The 16,803-nt window shown below is 73.6% G+C and carries 14 protein-coding genes; 10 read left to right on the forward strand and 4 right to left on the reverse strand.

The window, feature by feature from the left end; translation table 11 throughout:
• The first annotated feature begins 22 nt into the window (after positions 1–22).
• The 7 genes from EDD29_RS23820 to EDD29_RS23850 are packed head-to-tail and all read left to right on the forward strand — an operon-like array spanning position 23 to position 8,492.
• The gene (locus EDD29_RS23820) at positions 23–1,813 is read left to right on the forward strand and encodes a gamma-glutamyltransferase family protein (RefSeq protein ID WP_148086067.1); all 1,791 of its coding nucleotides are present in this window, start codon (positions 23–25) and stop codon (positions 1,811–1,813) included.
• A gap of 54 nt (positions 1,814–1,867) precedes the next feature.
• Positions 1,868–2,752, forward strand: coding sequence for an allophanate hydrolase-related protein (locus EDD29_RS45630; RefSeq protein WP_170201537.1), 885 nt, complete (start codon positions 1,868–1,870; stop codon positions 2,750–2,752).
• A gap of 36 nt (positions 2,753–2,788) precedes the next feature.
• Positions 2,789–3,763 carry a thiamine pyrophosphate-dependent dehydrogenase E1 component subunit alpha gene (locus tag EDD29_RS23830; protein ID WP_123666542.1) on the forward strand — a complete coding sequence of 325 codons (975 nt, stop codon included), beginning with the start codon at positions 2,789–2,791 and terminating at the stop codon, positions 3,761–3,763.
• Positions 3,760–4,779: an alpha-ketoacid dehydrogenase subunit beta gene (locus tag EDD29_RS23835; RefSeq protein ID WP_123666543.1), complete on the forward strand. Its 1,020-nt coding sequence runs from the start codon at positions 3,760–3,762 to the stop codon at positions 4,777–4,779. The genes EDD29_RS23830 and EDD29_RS23835 overlap by 4 nt, the downstream gene beginning before the upstream one ends.
• The gene (locus tag EDD29_RS23840) at positions 4,776–5,546 is read left to right on the forward strand and encodes an SDR family NAD(P)-dependent oxidoreductase (protein WP_123666544.1); all 771 of its coding nucleotides are present in this window, start codon (positions 4,776–4,778) and stop codon (positions 5,544–5,546) included. Before EDD29_RS23835 ends, EDD29_RS23840 begins: the two co-directional genes overlap by 4 nt.
• Positions 5,547–5,594: 48 nt before the next feature.
• The gene (locus tag EDD29_RS23845; protein ID WP_123666545.1) at positions 5,595–6,770 is read left to right on the forward strand and encodes a M20 family metallopeptidase; all 1,176 of its coding nucleotides are present in this window, start codon (positions 5,595–5,597) and stop codon (positions 6,768–6,770) included.
• Between the two features lie 27 nt (positions 6,771–6,797).
• Complete coding sequence (locus EDD29_RS23850) at positions 6,798–8,492, forward strand: PucR family transcriptional regulator (protein WP_123666546.1); 1,695 nt, start codon at positions 6,798–6,800, stop codon at positions 8,490–8,492.
• A 47-nt stretch (positions 8,493–8,539) separates the two neighbouring features.
• On the opposite strand, the gene EDD29_RS23855 is transcribed toward EDD29_RS23850, so the two are convergent.
• Positions 8,540–9,145 (reverse strand): TetR/AcrR family transcriptional regulator, encoded by a 606-nt coding sequence (locus EDD29_RS23855; protein WP_123666547.1) that lies wholly within the window; start codon positions 9,143–9,145, stop codon positions 8,540–8,542.
• A 471-nt stretch (positions 9,146–9,616) separates the two neighbouring features.
• Here EDD29_RS23855 and EDD29_RS23860 point away from each other — a divergent pair, with 471 nt between their 5' ends.
• The 3 genes from EDD29_RS23860 to EDD29_RS23870 all read left to right on the forward strand — a co-directional run bounded on the left by EDD29_RS23860 (position 9,617) and on the right by EDD29_RS23870 (position 11,669).
• Positions 9,617–10,102, forward strand: a complete 486-nt coding sequence (locus EDD29_RS23860) for a DUF2975 domain-containing protein (protein WP_123666548.1) — start codon at positions 9,617–9,619, stop codon at positions 10,100–10,102.
• Positions 10,102–10,338 (forward strand): helix-turn-helix domain-containing protein, encoded by a 237-nt coding sequence (locus EDD29_RS23865; protein WP_123666549.1) that lies wholly within the window; start codon positions 10,102–10,104, stop codon positions 10,336–10,338. The genes EDD29_RS23860 and EDD29_RS23865 overlap by 1 nt, the downstream gene beginning before the upstream one ends.
• Before the next feature lie 101 nt (positions 10,339–10,439).
• A complete protein-coding gene (locus EDD29_RS23870) occupies positions 10,440–11,669 on the forward strand; it encodes a PucR family transcriptional regulator (RefSeq protein ID WP_123666550.1) in 1,230 nt (409 codons plus the stop codon).
• A 121-nt stretch (positions 11,670–11,790) separates the two neighbouring features.
• On the opposite strand, the gene EDD29_RS23875 is transcribed toward EDD29_RS23870, so the two are convergent.
• The 3 genes from EDD29_RS23875 to EDD29_RS23885 form a co-directional block, all read right to left on the reverse strand.
• Positions 11,791–15,048, reverse strand: a complete 3,258-nt coding sequence (locus EDD29_RS23875) for an ATP-binding protein (RefSeq protein WP_211359865.1) — start codon at positions 15,046–15,048, stop codon at positions 11,791–11,793.
• 184 nt (positions 15,049–15,232) lie between these two features.
• On the reverse strand, positions 15,233–16,138 hold the full coding sequence (locus EDD29_RS23880; protein ID WP_123666551.1) for a bile acid:sodium symporter family protein: 906 nt from the start codon (positions 16,136–16,138) through the stop codon (positions 15,233–15,235).
• Positions 16,123–16,803: a class I SAM-dependent methyltransferase gene (locus EDD29_RS23885; protein WP_211359866.1), complete on the reverse strand. Its 681-nt coding sequence runs from the start codon at positions 16,801–16,803 to the stop codon at positions 16,123–16,125. Before EDD29_RS23885 ends, EDD29_RS23880 begins: the two co-directional genes overlap by 16 nt.

Genomic DNA, 16,803 nt, shown 5'->3' on the forward strand with positions numbered 1-16,803 from the left:
CACGAAGGACGGAGAGACCACGATGACCATCGCGCAGGGATTCGAGCAGCCCCTGACCCCCGCCGCACGGGGGGCGGGCATGGGCGGCGGAGTCGTGCCCGGGGTGTTCGCCGGGGCCGAGTCGATGCGCCCCACGCTGCTCGGCGAACGCTGGGCGGTCGTCGCCGGGCACCCGCTGGTCAGCCAGGTCGCCGCCGAGATCCTCGGCCGCGGCGGCAACGCCGTGGACGCCGGGGTCGCCGCGGGCCTCGCCTCCAACGTCGTCCAGGCCGACATGGCGAACTTCGGCGGCATCGCCCCCGTCCTCGTCCGCACCGCCGGTTCCGCCACCGCGCACAGCGTCGCCGGGGTCGGCCGGTGGGGCCGTGCCGCCACCCTCGACGCCATGCTCGCCCGGCACGGCGGCAAGCTCCCGCTGGGCGGCGCCCCCTCCATCGTCCCCGGCGCTCCCTCCGGCTGGATCACCACGCTGCGCGAGTTCGGCACCCTGAGCTTCGCCGAGGCCGCCGCGCCCGCGATCGAGCTCGCCGAGGAGGGCTTCCCGCTGGACGTGCGCACCGCCCACAGCCTCACCGTGATGGGCCGCGGCTTCTCCCAATGGGAGTCCAGCCGCGCCGTGTACTGGCCCGAGGGCCGCGCGCCCCGGCCCGGCGAGCGCCTCACCCAGCCCGAACTCGGCGCGCTGCTGCGCTCCCTGGCCGATGCCGAGACCGCCGCGATCGGCGCGGGCGCGGGCCGGGACGGCGGTCTGCGCGCCGCCCACGATGCCTTCTACCGGGGCGAACCGGCCCGCCGCATCGCCGAGTTCGTCACCGCCGCCGGGGGTTTCCTGGACGTCGGCGACCTGGCCTCCTTCACCGCCGAGGTCGGCGAGGCCCCCGCCGTCCGCTTCGGCGACCGCACCGTCCACGTCACCCCCGCCTGGAGCCAGGGCCTCATCGTCGCCCAGGCGCTCGGCGTGCTCGGCGGCCACGACCTCGCCGCCGCCGGGCACAACAGCGAGACCTATCTGCACCTGGTCACCGAGGCTCTGAAGCTCGCCTTCGCCGAACGCGAGCGGCACTACGGCGACCCCGCGCACACCGCCGCAGACCCGGCCGACCTGCTGGCCCCCGCCCGGCTGGACGCCCTGCGCGCCCGCATCGGGCACCGGGCCCTGCCCGACCTGCCCGCCCCCGACGACGGACGGCCCCGGATCGGCAGCACCACCGCGATCGTCGTCATGGACGCCGACGGCAACGCCTTCGCCTCCTCGCCCAGCGACACCGCCGACGGCGCGCCCCTCATCCCCGGCCTCGGCATCCTGTGCTCCCCGCGCGGCGTCCAGAGCAGGCTCGTCGCCGGGCACCCCAACGTCATCGCGCCGGGCAAGCGGCCCTGCGTCACCCCGGCCGCCATGATCACCCTCACCGACCGTCCCGGCGGCGGCGAGCCGGCGGTCGGCGCGCTCGCCTGCCCGGGCGGCGACGTCATCGTGCAGGCCATGCTCCAGGCGTTCCTGAACGACGCCGTGTTCGGCATGACCGCCCAGCAGGCCGTCGAGGCGCCCCGGGTCTTCGGCTCCAGCTTCCCCGGCGGATTCCACCCGCACCCGTCCGGCGGCGGCCTGCTGCTCGTCGAGGACCGGATCCCGGCCGCCGTCCGCGACGCCCTCGCCGCCCGCGGCCACCTCGTGCGGCCCTGGCCCGCCTATGAGTTCGACGCCGGGTCCGTCCAGACCGTCGGCGACCTCGTGCCGCCGTCCCTTGATGGGCGGCGCGTCCTGGCGGCGGGCGCCGACCCGAGGCGCAGCGCCTACGCGGCGGCCCGCTGAGACCCGGCCCGCAGACCCCGCCCTCACCGCATTCCGCCCAGAGGAGAGACTCCCGTGCCACTCCAAGCCCCGCCCGCGATCGACCTGTTCGTCAACGGCACCCTGATGCGCGGCCTGGCGCTGCACGCCAACCTCGCGGGTGCCGCGTACCTCGGCACCGCCCGCACCGTGCCCGAGTACCGGCTCCACTCGATCGGCGACGTCCACCCCGGCATGTACCGGCTCGCCCCCGGCGAGGCCGCGGACCGCGGGATCTCCGTCCCCGGAGAGGTCTACCGGGTGCCCGCCGACGTCCTGCGCGCCGTCGAGGAGGGCGAGCCCCCGGGCCTGTACCGGGGTCCCGTCGACCTCGCCGACGGCCGCACCCTGGACGGCATCCTCTACCCCAGGGACCTGGCCGAGGGCCGGCACCTCGACATCTCCGCCTACGGCGGCTGGCGCGCGTACAACGCCGCCCGCCCCGCGGCCGCCCGCACCGGCACGGCCGCCACCTGGGCCTGGCACCACACCGGGACCGTCGTCCCCGACCTGGCCGACGCCGTCGCCTTCCACCACGAGGTCCTCGGCTTCGAGGCGACCTTCGAGGCGTACGGCATGACGGACCTCGTCGAGAGCCTGCTCGGCCTGCCCGGGCTGCGCTGCGACCTCGTCCAGATGGCCTCCCCGGTCACCGGGCAGCACCTGGAACTCCTCTCCTTCACCGGCGTCCCCGACGACACCCCGCCCTGGCTGCCCGTCCGCCCCGGCGACAGCCACACCGCCCACCTCGTGGGCGACCTCGACGCCGCGCTCGCCGCGCTGACCGCCGCGGGCGGCACCCTGATCGGCCGGCCGACCGAGTTCGCCGAGGGCCGCTCCGCCTACTGCCTCACCCCTTCCGGGACCGTCGTGGAGCTGGAGGAACAGCCCTGTCCCGCGCCCGACCACCACCCCGCCTGAGCCACGACGACCCGCAGACGACCGAGGAGCACACCCATGGACGGACCCACACTCGTACAGCGCTACCTGGACATGGTGCGCATGCGCCGCTTCGAGGAGGCGTGCCTGGCCGGCGTGCCCACCCGCGAGATCCACGGCGAACTGCACACCGGCATCGGCCAGGAAGCCGTCGCCGCGGGCCTCATCGGCGCGCTGCGCCCCGACGACGCCCTGGTCGGCACCCACCGCAGCCATCTCCACGCCCTCGCCAAGGGCGTCGAGGCCCGGCCGCTGCTCGCCGAGATCTACGAGCGCGCCACCGGCCTGTGCGGCGGCTTCGGCGGCCACATGCACCTGTTCGACCAGAAGCGCCGGTTCTCCACCACCGGCATCGTCGGCGCCAACCTCCCGGTCGCCCTCGGCCACGCCTGGGCCGCTCAACTGGAGGGGCGTGACTCCGTCGCGGTGGGCGTCACCGGCGACGGCGGCGCCAACACCGGCGGCTTCCACGAGAGCCTCAACATGGCCGGCGCCTGGAAACTCCCCCTCGTGGTCCTCATCGAGAACAACGAGTGGGCCATCTCCGTCCCCTTCACCGACTCCACCGCGACCCCCACCCTCGCCGAGCGCGCCACCGCCTACGGCGCCTGGGGCCGCCGGGTCGACGGCCTGGACGTCGAGGCGGTCGACGAGGCGTTCGCCGAGGCCGTCGCGCACGCCCGCGCCGGGAACGGGCCCGCGATCCTGGAGGCCACCTGCTACCGCTTCCGCGGCCACTTCGAGGGCGACCTGGACCTGTACCGGCCCGCCGCCGAGAAGGACCGGCGCCGCCAGGAACGCGACCCGCTGCCCCTGACCCGGGCCAGGATCCTCGCCCGCGGCCTCATCGCCGAGGACCTGCTGGACGAGCGGGAAGAGGAGGTCACCGAGGAGATCGAGGCGCTCCTCGACCAGGTGCGCGCCGACCCGATGCCCGACCCCGCCACCGCCCGCGACCATGTTTTCGTCTCCGCGAAAGGCTCCCGCGCATGACCACCACCGCCACTCCGACCCGCAACATCAACGTCTCCCAGTGCGTCGCGGAGTCCCTGCGCCTGGAGATGGAACGCGACGAGCGCGTCCTCGTGCTCGGTGAGGACGTCGGCCTCCAGGGCGGCGTCTTCGGCAGCACCCGCGGCCTCCAGAAGGCCTTCGGACGCGACCGGGTGCGCGACACCCCGATCTCCGAGATGGCCTTCACCGGCGCCGCCGTCGGCCTCGCCATGGAGGGCTACCGCCCCGTCGTCGAGGTGATGTTCGTCGACTTCATCGGGGTCTGCCTGGAGCAGGTCTACAACGCCGCCGCGAAGATCCGCTACATGACCGGCGGCCGGGTCGGCATGCCGATGGTCATCAAGACCGCGGGCGGCTGCATCGGCTCCGCCGCCCAGCACTCCCAGTGCCTGTGGGGCACCTTCGCCCACCTGCCCGGACTCCAGGTCGTCGCGCCGTCCTCGCCGTACGACAGCAAGGGCCTGATGGCCGCGGCCGTCCGCAGCGACGACCCCGTGGTGTTCATCGAGCACAAGGGACTGCTCCTGCAGAAGGCGGGGACCTTCACCCACGGCGCCGAGGTGCCGCGGGAGGCGTACACCGTGCCCCTCGGCCGGGCGTCCGTTGTGCGGCCCGGCTCCGACCTGACCCTGGTCACCCTGAGCGCGACCGTCGGGGAGAGCCTGCTCGCCGCCGGGGACCTGGCCGCCGAGGGCGTCGACGTCGAGGTGATCGACCTGCGCAGCGTCGTCCCCCTCGACCTCGACACCGTCTGCGCGTCGGTCGCCCGCACCGGACGCCTGCTGGTCGTGGACGAGGACTACCTCGGCTTCGGCCTCAGCGGCGAGATCATCACCCGCGTCATCGAACGCCTCGGCCCGCAGGCCCTGCGCCAGGTCTCCCGGCACGGCACCCCCGACGTGCCGGTGCCCGCCGCCCTCGGCCTCGAAGAGGCCGTCGTGCCCCGCCGGGCCTCCATCGCGCAGGCCGTCCGTGCCATGGGCGCCGCCGCATGAGCGCACCACGTTCTTCCCGCGTCGTCGTCATCGGCGCCGCCGGAGCCCTCGGCGCGGCCGCCTGCGCCGCCCTCGCGGCCCGCGGCCACGCCGTCTGGGCGGCCGACGCCGCCGACGCCGCGCCCGCCCTCGCGGACCTGCCCGGCGACGGGCACCGCGCCGTCCACGTGGACGTCACCGACCAGCAGTCCGTCGACGATCTCCTGCGCACCGCGTGGGACGCCCCCGGCGCCCTCCTCGACGGGCTCGTCTACTCCCCCGGCGTCAACCTGACCGGCCCGGTCGCCGGCCTCGACTGGCCCGGCTACGAGCGCCTCATGGACGTCAACCTGGCCGGCGCCTTCCGCACCGGGCAGGCCCTCGCCCGCCTGCTGGAGAAAGGCCCCCGGCCCTTCGGAGCGGTCTTCCTGTCCTCGACCGCGGGACTGCGCGGGGAGGCGGGCGGCGCCGCCTACAGCGCCTCCAAGTTCGCCCTCATCGGCTTCGTCCAGTCCTTCGCCGCCGAGATCGCCGAGCACGGCGGCCGGGCCAACGCCGTGTGCCCCGGCAACGTCGACAGCCCCATGCTGCGCCGGCTGGCCGCCCAGGTCGCCGACCGGGAGAACACCACGACCGAGGAGATCCTGGCCCGGTTCGCGGACGCCTCCGCCTTCCGCCGCCTGATCGACCCCGCCGAGGTCGGCCGCGTCTGCGCCTGGCTGGCGTCGGCGGAGTCCTCCGGGCTCAGCGGCCAGAACCTGGTCGTCGACGGCCCTCCGGCAGGCTGACCCGGCCCCGCCGGCCCCACCACCGACCCGCACACCCCGAGGAACGACATGATCTCCCTGGACCGCGTCATCAGCGACACCCGCTCCCTGATCGGCATCGACAGCCAGAACCCAGGACCGCTGGAAGGCAAGTGCGCCGAGTGGGTCGGCAACCGCCTCACCGAAGCGGGCCTGGACGTCGAGCGGATGCCGGTCGCCGAGGGCCGGGACAACATCGTGGCCCGGGTCCCCGGCGAGGGCACCGCCCCCCGCCTGGTGCTGCTCGGCCACATGGACACGGTCCCCGTCGGCGAGGGCTGGACCTTCCCGCCGCTGGGCGGCGCCATCGCCGACGGCCGCCTCTACGGCCGCGGCGCCTGCGACATGAAGGCCGGGCTCGCCCTCTCCATCAACCTGCTCGACGCGCTCGCCGCCGGGGGACGCCCGCCCGCGGGCGACGTCCTGCTCGTCGCCACCGTCGACGAGGAGGCCCCCGACATGGCGGGCGCCCACCGGCTCGTCGAGAGCGGGCTGCTGCGCCCCGACGACCAGGTCCTCGCCCTCGAACCCACCGGCATGCGCCTGCGGATCGCCCAGATGGGCCTGCGCTGGCTCACCCTGCGTGTCCGCGGCCGGATGGCCCACGCCGGCCGCGCCCACCTCGGCATCGACGCCAACCACCTGATGGCCAAGATCGTCGACCGGCTGAAGACCGTGTTCGCCGCCCTGCCCTACGAGGACGAGCTCCTCGGCCGGCCCCGCTTCACCTGCGGCACCTTCCACGGCGGCGTCGCCACCAACGTCGTGCCGCCCTCCTGCGAGGCCGGACTCGACGTGCGGATCGTGCCCCCGATGACCCCCGCCCACGCCCAGGCGATCGTCGACCGGGTCGCCGCGGCCGTGATCGCCGAGTACCCCGGCGCCGAGTACGTGATCGAGCCGCTCGGCGCCGAGCGGCCGCCGGTCCGGGCGTCCGACGACGCCCCGGTGGTGCGCGGGCTGCGCGCCGCCCACCTGGAGCACACCGGGCGGGCCGTGCCGGTCGGCGGCGCCGACGGGCACGAGGCCTACACCGACGCCTCCATGGTCGCCGCCCTCACCGGCAGCACCTCCTGCACCGTCTTCGGCCCCGGCGCCACCGACCAGGCGCACACCGCGGACGAGTACGTCCCCCTCGCCGATCTGGACCTCGGTGCCAGAATGCTCGGGACTCTGGTGAACAATTGGGGTGAAACTGCACTTTAAGGATCTTCTAGGAAAGGCGGGACGCAGATGGACGGCAGACCCGGAGATCACTCTCGGCTCACCGACCCCACCCGTCCCGCCTTCCCCGCCGTGGAGAGCCTGCCCACCGTGGCCGAGGTCCTGGAGTTCCCCTCCCTGCGCGAAGGCCGGCCGAAGGTCGTCGCCGGCGCCGCGGGCCTGACCCGCCAGGTGCGCTGGGTCCACGTGAGCGAGCTGCCGTCCATCGCCCCCATGCTGCGCGGCGGCGAACTCATCCTCACCACCGGCATCGCCCTGCCCTCCGACGACGCCTCCCTGGTCCGCTTCGTCGACGAGCTCGCCGGGATCGGCGCCGCCGGGATCGTCGTCGGCCTCGGGCCGCGCTTCCGCGACTCCGTCCCGCAGGCCATGCGGGCCGCCGCCGAACGCCACGGGCTTCCCCTGGTCGCCCTGCTGCGCACGACCCGGTTCGTCGAGGTCACCGAGGACGTGCACTGGCGCATCCTGGAGAACCGCATCGACGAACTGCGCGCCTCCGAACAGATCCACCAGATCTTCAACGAACTCACCGTGGAGGGCGCCGAGCCCACCGACGTCCTCCACCAGGTCGTCCGCATGGCCCAGCGCCCCGCCGTCCTGGAGAACCTCGCCCACCAGGTCCTCGCCTACGACACGGCGGGCCGGGCCGCCGACACCGTCCTCGACCAGTGGGAGGCCCGCTCCCGGGCCGTGCAGGCCGACACCCGCACCGCCTACGACGCGGGCAACGGCTGGCTGACCAGCACCGTCGGAGCCCGCGGCCAGGACTGGGGACGCCTCGTGCTGACGTCCGTGCCCGCGCCCCTGCCGCGGTTGACGATGCTCGTCGAGCGGGCGGCCTCCACGCTCGCCGTCGGCCGGCTCGTCGCCCGCGACGAGGAGACCCTCGCCCTGCACACCCACCGCACCCTGCTGTCCGGGCTGCTGTCGCCCAAGCGGACCAGCGCCGAGATCGCCGCCGAGGCCCGCGCCATCGGCGTGCCGCTGGAAGGACGCCGCCTCGTGCCCGTCGTCCTCACCACCCGCGACTCCCTCCCCGGCAACGCCCGCGCCCGGCAGGCCGTCCTGCGGACCGCGGCCGGCGTGGCCACCGACGCGGTCCGCGACACCCGGCTGCTCGCCCTGGTCGGCCCGGTCGAGGACACCGTGATCGGCATCCTGCTCTCCCTGGGCGTCGGCGACGACCCCCAGGCCGCCGTGGAACGCCTGGCCCAGCGCGTCCACCGCGGCGACCCCGAAGGCAGCGGGTACGTCCTGGCCGTCGGCGACGTCCTGTCCTCCGTCAGCGAGGTGCGCGGCGTCCTGCTCGGCGCCATGCAGGTCGCCGACGCCGCCTCCCGCACAGGCGAACGCCGCCTCTTCTACCGTCTCTCGGACCTGCGCCTCCGCGGCCTCCTCCAGCTGATGCGCGACGACGCCAGACTCCAGGTCTTCGCCGAAGGCGAACTACGCCCGCTCCTCCTGCACGACGAGAAACACGGCACCGACCTCCTCCACCTCCTCCGCACCTACCTCGACTCCGGCCGCAACAAGACCGCCGCCGCCGAGGCCGCCCACGTCTCCCGCGCCTGGATGTACGAACGCCTCGCCCGCATCTCCACCATCCTCGACGTGGACCTCGACTCCGACGACGTCTGCACCTCCCTCTCCGTAGCCCTCATGGCCCTCGACGCCATGCGCGACCAACACCCGCCCGGATCCTGAGGCGGTCGAGCCTTGAGTCCCGCGGTGATCGCAGAGCGAGTCCGGCGCTACTCCCCCGGGTCGGCGGGAGGGGTCAGCATGCGGTCGACGATGATGTGCAGAATGGTTCTGAAGTAGGTCCGGGCCTGTGGGTTGTCGGCCCGGAACATGCCCGATTTCGGGGCCAGGAGCCCGGTGCCCAGGAACCCGTTGACGCACCAGATCATGACGCCCAAAAAGGCGTAGGGGCCGAGGTCCGGAGGCACCGCACTCTTGATCTTTCTGGCGGACATGGTCATCAGGGGGCGCGTATAGAGGTCTTCGATCTCGGGAATTCCCGTGGCATCGGACGCCCACCGCTGCGCCCACAGTGCCAGCAACTCGGGGTTCTCGAGAAAGACGTCCAGATAGGCGTCCGCGATCTGATGTGCCGCAACGTACGGGGATTCGGTCTCGTCCAGTACGGCCTGGATTCTGGCCCGGTGCTCCTCGTACATGCGATCCATCATCCGAAGGTAGAGCTGACGCTTGTCACCCCCCAGCGCCACGACCGTGGAGACGGGCACCCCCACCGAATCCGCGACGAGCTCGAGGGAGGTCATGTCGTAGCCGAGCCCCGCGAACAATCGGGTGGCGACCTCGATGACCTGCTCGCGCGTAACCTCTTCACTCACACTCCCACCCTACGGGGCAGACAGGTCGTTTCGACAGATCATCATTAACGGAAACACCAACGATCGGTCTTGACATCGCCTACTCCCCAGCGCAAGCATCACCAATACAGGTTTTCTCGCGCCCGGCAGAATACCTGCGGCGTCATTGACCATCCGCCTTTCTGCCATTTGAATCCGTCCAATGTTCGAACTCGACGACACCGCGGCCGATCGACTCAGAATGATCCGTCGCCGGATTCGAGGGCGGCGCCGGAATTCGCCCGAATGGCGGAGCCATGGGCGCGGGTCGAGCGGGACCGGCATCGGCCTGTCACGGTGGTGGAACATCGAGCACGTTCAGCACGCCGATGCCCTGGGCGCAGGAGTGCGTTCCGCCGTGGCGCGAAGGGCTGGCCGCGCCCTGGCGCTCTTGCTATCCTCCACCTATCGACACTCGATAGATTTCGATCAAGAATCGATGGATGGATGGCTATGGGGAAGCTGACGGTGGGCGCGCTGCGTGCCGTGCTCGTGGTGGTGTTCGTCGGCACCGTGTTCGTGCAGGCGTCGATGGTCTGGGCGTTGGCCACCGATCCGGAGGACGGGACGCTCCCGTTGACGCCCCTCCGCTTGATCACCATCCTGGGGATGGTGTCCGCCCAGGTCGCGCTGTTCTGTGTCTGGCGGCTCATGGCCATGGTGCGGCGCGGAAACGTGTTCTCCACCGCCGCCTTCCGCTACGTGGACGGCGTGATCGGCGCGATCGTGGCGGCCGCCCTCGTGTGGTTCGCCGTCACGGCCCTCAACGCACCCGGCCAGCGAGAGGACCCGGGCGTCACCTTGATCATGGGCGGCGTCGGCGTGGCCATCCTGGGGGTGGCGCTCCTCGTGCTCGTGCTGCGGATGCTGCTCGCCCAGGCCGTGGCGCTCGATGCCGAGGCGGCACAGCTGAAGGCCGAACTGGACGAGGTGATCTGATGCCGATCGCCGTCGACATCGACGTGATGCTGGCCAAACGGAAGATGTCCGTGGGCGAACTCGCGGACCGCGTCGGGATCACCCCCGCCAATCTGGCGGTCCTCAAGAACGGCCGCGCCAAAGCGGTACGCTTCGCGACACTCGCCGCGCTCTGCGAAGCACTCGACTGCCAGCCAGGCGACCTGCTGCGCTGGGAGACCGAAGCCACCACGGCGAACGGCAAGGCCCAGGATTGACCTTCCCCGCTCGATGGGCGCACGCGGGTCGAGGTCCGCACCGGTGTGGCGGGTCGCCGTAGGCGATCTGTCCTAGTGTGATCCCTCTTACCTGAGGAGGAGTGAGCACCGTGCGGCTGACCGATCTGGATCTGACCGAGGACCAAGCCGCTGAACTCGGTGAAGCGCTGCGCGGGAGCCTTCCCGAGGTCACCGCCGAAGCGGTCCGCGAAATCGAGAACCAGATCCCGACGCTGGTCCGGCCGCACGATCCCCGGTATGCCGCCTTCCTCGCCCAGGCGGTCCAATGGGGCATCGGAAGGTTCATCGAGCTGCTCGCGGGCGGCGACGCCCATCTTGAGGAGTTGCACGACTTCTACCGCGACCTCGGCGAACTCCTCGCGGAGGAGGGCGTCGCGCAGGACGACTGGCAGGCCACCTTCAGGATCAGCACCGGCGTGGCGATCAACCGGTTGACCGAGGCGGTCGGCTCCCATCCGGGAGTCACCCCCACCGCGATCGCCCGGGTCGCCCAGGACGTCCTGTACTACCTCGAGCAGATCACCGGCGCCATGACCGAGGGCTATGCCGGCGCCCGGGTCGGCGACACCCTGCACCACCGCCGCAAGCTCCTCGATCTGCTCATCGGCGAAGGGCCCCGCCCCGAGGACATCCACCAGGTCGCCGCGGAGGCCGGCTGGCCCGTCCCCAGAACGATCGCCGTCGTGGCCCTGCGACGACGCACCGACATCGTGAAGCTCCGGCCCGCCCTCCCCGCGGACGCCCTCCCCGGCCTCCATCTCCCGGACCCCTGCATCGTCATCCCCGACCCCGCCGGGCCCGGCCGCCGCCACGGGCTCGCGACCGAGCTGCGCGACTGGACCGCGGCCGTCGGCCCGACCGTCGGCATCACCGACGCCGCCCGATCCCTGCGCTGGGCCCGCCGCGCCCTCGACCTCTCCGCCGAGGGCCTCCTCGGCGGCGACCGGCTCTTCCACACCGACGACCACACCCTGCCCATCGTGCTCCTGCACGGCGGCGAAATGATGGAGCATCTCGTCGACACCCTGCTGTCCCCCGTCGACGCCCTGCGGACCACCACCCGCGACGCGCTCCTGGAAACCCTGCTGCGCTGCCTGCAGTGCGGATTCAACGCCTCCGACGTCGCCGCCCGCCTGCGCCTGCACCCCCAGAGCATCCGCTACCGCATCCGCCAGCTCGAGGAGGTCTTCGGGCCCGCCATCCGGGACCCCGAGCGCAACTTCGAATACCAGGCGGCCCTCACCTACCGGCTCCGCACCCGGCCCCGCACCAACCCGGAAGACCCTCCACAGGGCGACATCGAGACCTGAGCACCCGCCAGGCGCATCACGCCCTGACGACCCCCACCGTCCTCCCCCGTACTCCGCCCTCCAGCCCCGCGTCCCGCTGAGGGCGGGCCGGAGCGGCGGGGGTGGGCGACCTTGAGGCCGGTCAGGGCCTCGGGGAGGGTGTCGCGTCAGCGTCCGATGAGGGCGGTTCGCCGTGCCGCGCGGGCTCGGCGGGTGGGGCGAGCGTGTCGAGGAACTCCTGGGCGCGGCGTGCGAAGAGGTGGGTCTCGTGGGCGGTGGACCAGGCGCGGGCCGCTTCGGCGGCGTGCCTGACGGCGGGGGCGGGCTCGCCGCGTGCGTGCAGGAGCCGGGCTCGCAGCAGCCGGAGCAGCCCTTCGGAGTAGCGCTGGCCGTGGGCCTCCAGTGCCCGATCCGCCCGGTCGAGGGCGTTCTCGGCCCGGTCGGGCCGGCCGGCGGCCAGCCACATCTCGGCGATCAGTCCGAGGTGGAAGGCCAGGCCGAAGCGGGGCGGGTCGGTCAGCGTCTCGGCCAGGAGCCGTTCGGCCTCCTCGGCGGTGCCGGCCGGATCGTCGCCGGTGAGCGCGCGGGCCCAGTACCAGTCCAGCCGGACGTAGTGCTCCTGCTGCAGGGCGAGGCGGCCGGTGCCCACCGCGGTCCACCGGTCGACCACCTGCAGCACCCGGGCGGCGTCACCGGCCATGGCCGTGATCATGGTGATGTAGTAGGCCCACGTCGCGACCGCGTAGCCGTCGGCCGGTCCGTTCCATCGGTCGAGCAGGGCGGCGGCCTTCTCGACGTCGCCGTGCAGCGCGGTCACGACGGCCTGCCAGCCGGGCCACTCGCCCGAGACGTCGCGCCGGATCGGGGTGTCGGTCGGTCCGGACGCCGGGCCGTGCCGAATGGCGAGGTCGTTCTCGTTGAAGTGCCGGTACGCCTCGCCGATGTTGCCGATGTCCCACTGGTGCAGGCCCCAGGCCTGCCTGCCGTACACCTGGACGACCGGATCGCCGGACGCCTTTCCCTGCTCGTGCAGCCGGCGGACCAGGTGCTCGCGGTCCCATTCGAGGAACGTGTAGGCCCCGAACAGGCGGGCGAAGAGGAGCCCGGCGGCCTCGGCGTCCCGGCCGAGGCCGCGGGCCAGTCGCTCCGCCCGCTCCAGCAGGTCGGAGGTCGTGCCGCCGTAGCCCGCCTGCCGCCGCGGAGCGATCGCGAGCAGGGAGAGAGCGGACAGCTCCAGCTCCGGGAGCCCGGCCGTCCGCGCGATCCGGGCGGCTTCCTGCAGATGCCGGTCCGCCGCGGCGAACGCGAGCTTGGCCGTCGCGCGGCGGCCCGCCCGTTTCATCGCCTCCGCGGCGCGCACCGGGTCGGCGAGGGGGCCCGCCGCTCCCAGGTGGTAGGCCAGCCGTTCGGTGACGGACTCGTCGTCCGCGTCGCTCTGCTCGAGCGCGTCCGCGATGCGCAGGTGCAGCCTGAGTGCCTCCTGGGGCGTTGTCGTCTCGGCGACGGACTCACGGACCAGGTCGTGCGAGAAGCGGAACGCGAACGGATCGGCCGGCCGGGGCTCCAGCACGCCGAGCGCACGCAGCGGCTCCAGCATGCCGAGGCAGTCCGCGAGGTCGACGCCCGCCGTGCGGGCGAGCAGCCGGGCCTCGACGTCGCGGCCGATGAGCGCGGCGATCCGCAGCAGCTCTCCGGCACCGCGATCGAGCCCCGCCATCCGGTCGCGGACGACGTCGCGCACCGTGGCCGGGACCCCGGTCTCCACCGGGGCTCCGGCGCCCGCGAGCGCGCCCGCGTCGCTGAGGAGCCGGGACAGTTCGCGGACGAAGAACGGATTGCCGCCGGTGCGGGAGTGGATGGTCCGGGCGACGCCCGCACCGGGCTCACGGCCGGTCTCGCGGCGGATGAGTTCGGCCACGTCGGGCGGGCCGAGCGGGCCGAGCCGGATCCTGCGGTGGCCGGGCAGCCGGCCGGCGGCGGCCAGGACCCGGGAGAGCTCGGAGCCGGGTTCGGGCGCGCGGTCCCGCAGCGAGCCGATGATGGAGGCGCGGGGCGGCAGGCGGGCCGCCAGATGGCCGAACAGCTGGAGCGAGGTGGCGTCGGCCCACTGCAGATCGTCGACGATGAGCAGCGTGGGCCGCCCGCTCGCGGCCTGGCCGACGACGGTGACGACCTGCTCGAACAGGCGGAACTGGGCGCGGCTCCCGGAGAGCATGGGCGCGGGATCGTCCCGCGCTTCGAAGAGGATGCCGAGGTCGCCGCTCAGCCACTTCTCCCGCGCCGGCGCGGGCAGGCCGTCGAGCACCACCGCGAGCGCCTGCGCCCACGGCCACAGCGCCGGTGCCGCGTCGCCTTCCAGGCACGACGCCCAGACGACGAGCGCGCCGCGCCGCCCGGCCCCGTCCGCGACCTCCTCCAGCAGGCGGGTCTTGCCCACGCCCGGTTCGCCTTCGACGATCCCGCGCCCGGCGCGTCCGCTGAACGCCTCCCGCAGCACCTGGCGCAGCACGGCGAGTTCCTCGGCCCGGCCGACCAGACCGGCGTCGCCGCTCCCGGGAGCCCGGTCGACGTCCCCGCCCGGTCGCGGCGACGGCGTCGAGGTCCGCGTCAGCACCTGGAGGTGCGCGGCCTGCAGCGCCGGTCCGGGGTCGATGCCGAGTTCGTCGGCCAGGCGGTCGCGGAGCGCGTCGAAGGCCGACAGCGCCTCGGCCTGGCGTCCTGCGGCGCCGAGCGCCGTGATGAGGGCCGCCTGCACGGGCTCGTGGAACGGGCCCATCTTCGCGGCCAGCTGCAGCGCCGGCAGCACCCGGTCCGCGCGGCCCAGCGCGACGGCCAGATCGGCCGCGGCGGCGCACGCGGCGTGGAACTCGTCGTCGATGGACGAGAAGACCGCCATGGCCGCCGTGCCGTGGGCGAAGCCGTCGCCTGCCGGGCCCTGCCACAGCCCGAGCGCCTCGACGTAGTGGTCGAGTGCCTCCTCGCGCCGCCGCTCGCCCACGTCCGCCGCGGCGCGGTCCACGAGCTCCCGGAAGGCGACCAGGTCCAGTGCGCCGGGCCCCGCGCTGAGCAGGTAGGCGTTGCCCCTGCGGTGCAGATAGGAGCTGGCCCCCCTGGCGCCGATCGCGGGTTCGAGCAGCCGGCGCAGACCTCCGACGTACTTGTGGATGACGTTGAGCGCGCTCGCGGGCGGATCGTCGCCCCAGATCAGGTCGATCAGCTCGCCCGTGGTGACCGGCCGGCCGGCGCTCGCCAGGAGCAGGGCCAGCAGATAGGCCTGCTGGCGGGGTCCGGCGTCCCGCTCGGCTCCGTCACGGAACACCCGCAGGGGACCGAGGATCCGCAGCCGGACGGAACCGGCGTCGGCCGACGGATCCGCGCCATCGGGCCGGGCCGTGCCCACTGGACCCGGTTCACGGGCGCTCTGCGAACCCGGCTTCGCCGGGGCACCCGTGAACCGGGCCGGGGGGACGGGCATGACCACGCGGCTCGGCTCCCGAATGGACAATAGATCATCCATTATGAGCCGTTTGTGAAGCCCGGGTCCAGCGGGTCCGCGCAGGTTCAGGCGTGGAGCCGAGGCGGGTTCAACCGGGCTCCCCCACCGGCGCGCGCCCGTCCACAGCGGACCGTCGCGGGCCTCGTCGGGTGAGCAGCCGTCCGAACCCCGCGGCCGTGAAGAACATGATGACGCCGTACACCACGGCCGGGATCGCCATCTCCGCGTTGTTCAGCAGCGCCGGACCGAGGGCCACCGTCATCGCGAACGCGGTGTTGTGGATCCCGATCTCGAATCCGACCGCGACGGCCTCCCGGTGACCGGCTCCGACGAGGCGCGGCACCGCGTACCCGGCCACCAGGCTCACGAGGTTGAAGGCCAGCGCGGCCGCGCCGACCGCGACGAAGTAGCCGGCGAGGTTCTCCCGCTGCCCGAGCAGAACCGTGCCGATGGCCACGACCAGGACGACGACCGACAGCACCCGGACGGGGCCGTCGAGCCGCCTCGCCACCCGGGGCGCCCGCGCGCGCACGAGCATCCCCAGCGCGACCGGCAGCACCACGATCATGAAGACCTGGACCACCTTCCCGGTCTGCAGCCCGACCTCGGCCCCGTCGGCCAGGAAGTACGCCGTCGACAGGTTCACCACGATCGGCAGGGTGATCACGACCAGCGCCGAGGTGACCGCGGTGAGCGTGACGTTCAGCGCGACGTGGCCGCCGAACAGGTGGCTGAACAGGTTCGCCGTGGGACCGCCCGGTGATGCCGCGACCAGCATCAGCCCCACCGCGGGTTCGGGCGGGAGCCCGAACGCCAGCACCAGGCCGAAGCAGACCACCGGCAGCACCACCAGCTGGCACAGCAGCGCCGCCGCCACCGCCCGCGGATGGCGGCCCACCCGCAGGAAGTCGTCCACCGTCAGGCTGAGCCCCAGCCCGAACATGACGACGCCGAGCGCGTAGGGCAGACTCGCCGCGATCACTTCGGAATCCATGGCGCATGGTCCCAAGCGGACCCCCGGCCGGTCAACGGCCCGTCGCCGCCGCGCTCCGCCCCCGCGAGGGCGCGAACCGGCCGTCCGGGCTCGGCGACCGGACGGCGGCAGTAGTACACCAGCGCGGGCGGAAGGTTGGCCCACACCGTGCGGCCGACCACGACCTCGTCGAACCGCGACCGCAGCTCCGCGTGCAGCCGCCGGGCGGGCGGCATCCAGCGGGCGTGCACGTAGGCGAACGTGGTGAAGACCCCGTGCGGTGGCAGGGACGCGACCACGGCGGACAGCACGGCATGTCGCCGGTCACCGGTGAACGCCGCCCAGGGCAGGCCGCTGACCACCACGTCGGCGCGGCCGAGTCCGCGCCGCGCGAGCACCTCGGCGAGATCGGACGCGTCCGCGTGCACCACCTCGACGCCGGGGAGCGACACCGCGAGACGCCGTGCGAACCGCACATTGACCTCGACGGCGATGTGCCGGCCCCGTCCGGCGAGGCGCCGCTGGATGGGGCCGGTGAAGGCGCCGGTACCCGGGCCGAGCTCCACCACGACGGGGGAGCCGGTCCCGGGCACCACCGCGGTCGCGGCCCGCGCCAGCGCCGGCCCGCTCGGCGCGACCGCGCCCACCGTCCTGGGGTCGTGCGCGAACTCCCGGAGGAACGGCAC

Origin of the sequence: Actinocorallia herbida (assembly GCF_003751225.1) — a bacterium.
In the GTDB taxonomy this organism is placed as follows: domain Bacteria; phylum Actinomycetota; class Actinomycetes; order Streptosporangiales; family Streptosporangiaceae; genus Actinocorallia; species Actinocorallia herbida.

Bases quoted from the DNA above. Each gene is read 5' to 3' on its own strand.
- EDD29_RS23820 (WP_148086067.1), top strand. From the start codon at position 23: ATGACCATCGCGCAGGGATTCGAGCAGCCCCTGACCCCCGCCGCACGG.
- EDD29_RS23830 (WP_123666542.1), top strand. From the start codon at position 2,789: ATGGACGGACCCACACTCGTACAGCGCTACCTGGACATGGTGCGCATG.
- EDD29_RS23835 (WP_123666543.1), top strand. From the start codon at position 3,760: ATGACCACCACCGCCACTCCGACCCGCAACATCAACGTCTCCCAGTGC.
- EDD29_RS23840 (WP_123666544.1), top strand. From the start codon at position 4,776: ATGAGCGCACCACGTTCTTCCCGCGTCGTCGTCATCGGCGCCGCCGGA.
- EDD29_RS23845 (WP_123666545.1), top strand. From the start codon at position 5,595: ATGATCTCCCTGGACCGCGTCATCAGCGACACCCGCTCCCTGATCGGC.
- EDD29_RS23850 (WP_123666546.1), top strand. From the start codon at position 6,798: ATGGACGGCAGACCCGGAGATCACTCTCGGCTCACCGACCCCACCCGT.
- EDD29_RS23860 (WP_123666548.1), top strand. From the start codon at position 9,617: ATGGGGAAGCTGACGGTGGGCGCGCTGCGTGCCGTGCTCGTGGTGGTG.
- EDD29_RS23865 (WP_123666549.1), top strand. From the start codon at position 10,102: ATGCCGATCGCCGTCGACATCGACGTGATGCTGGCCAAACGGAAGATG.
- EDD29_RS23880 (WP_123666551.1), bottom strand. From the start codon at position 16,138: ATGGATTCCGAAGTGATCGCGGCGAGTCTGCCCTACGCGCTCGGCGTC.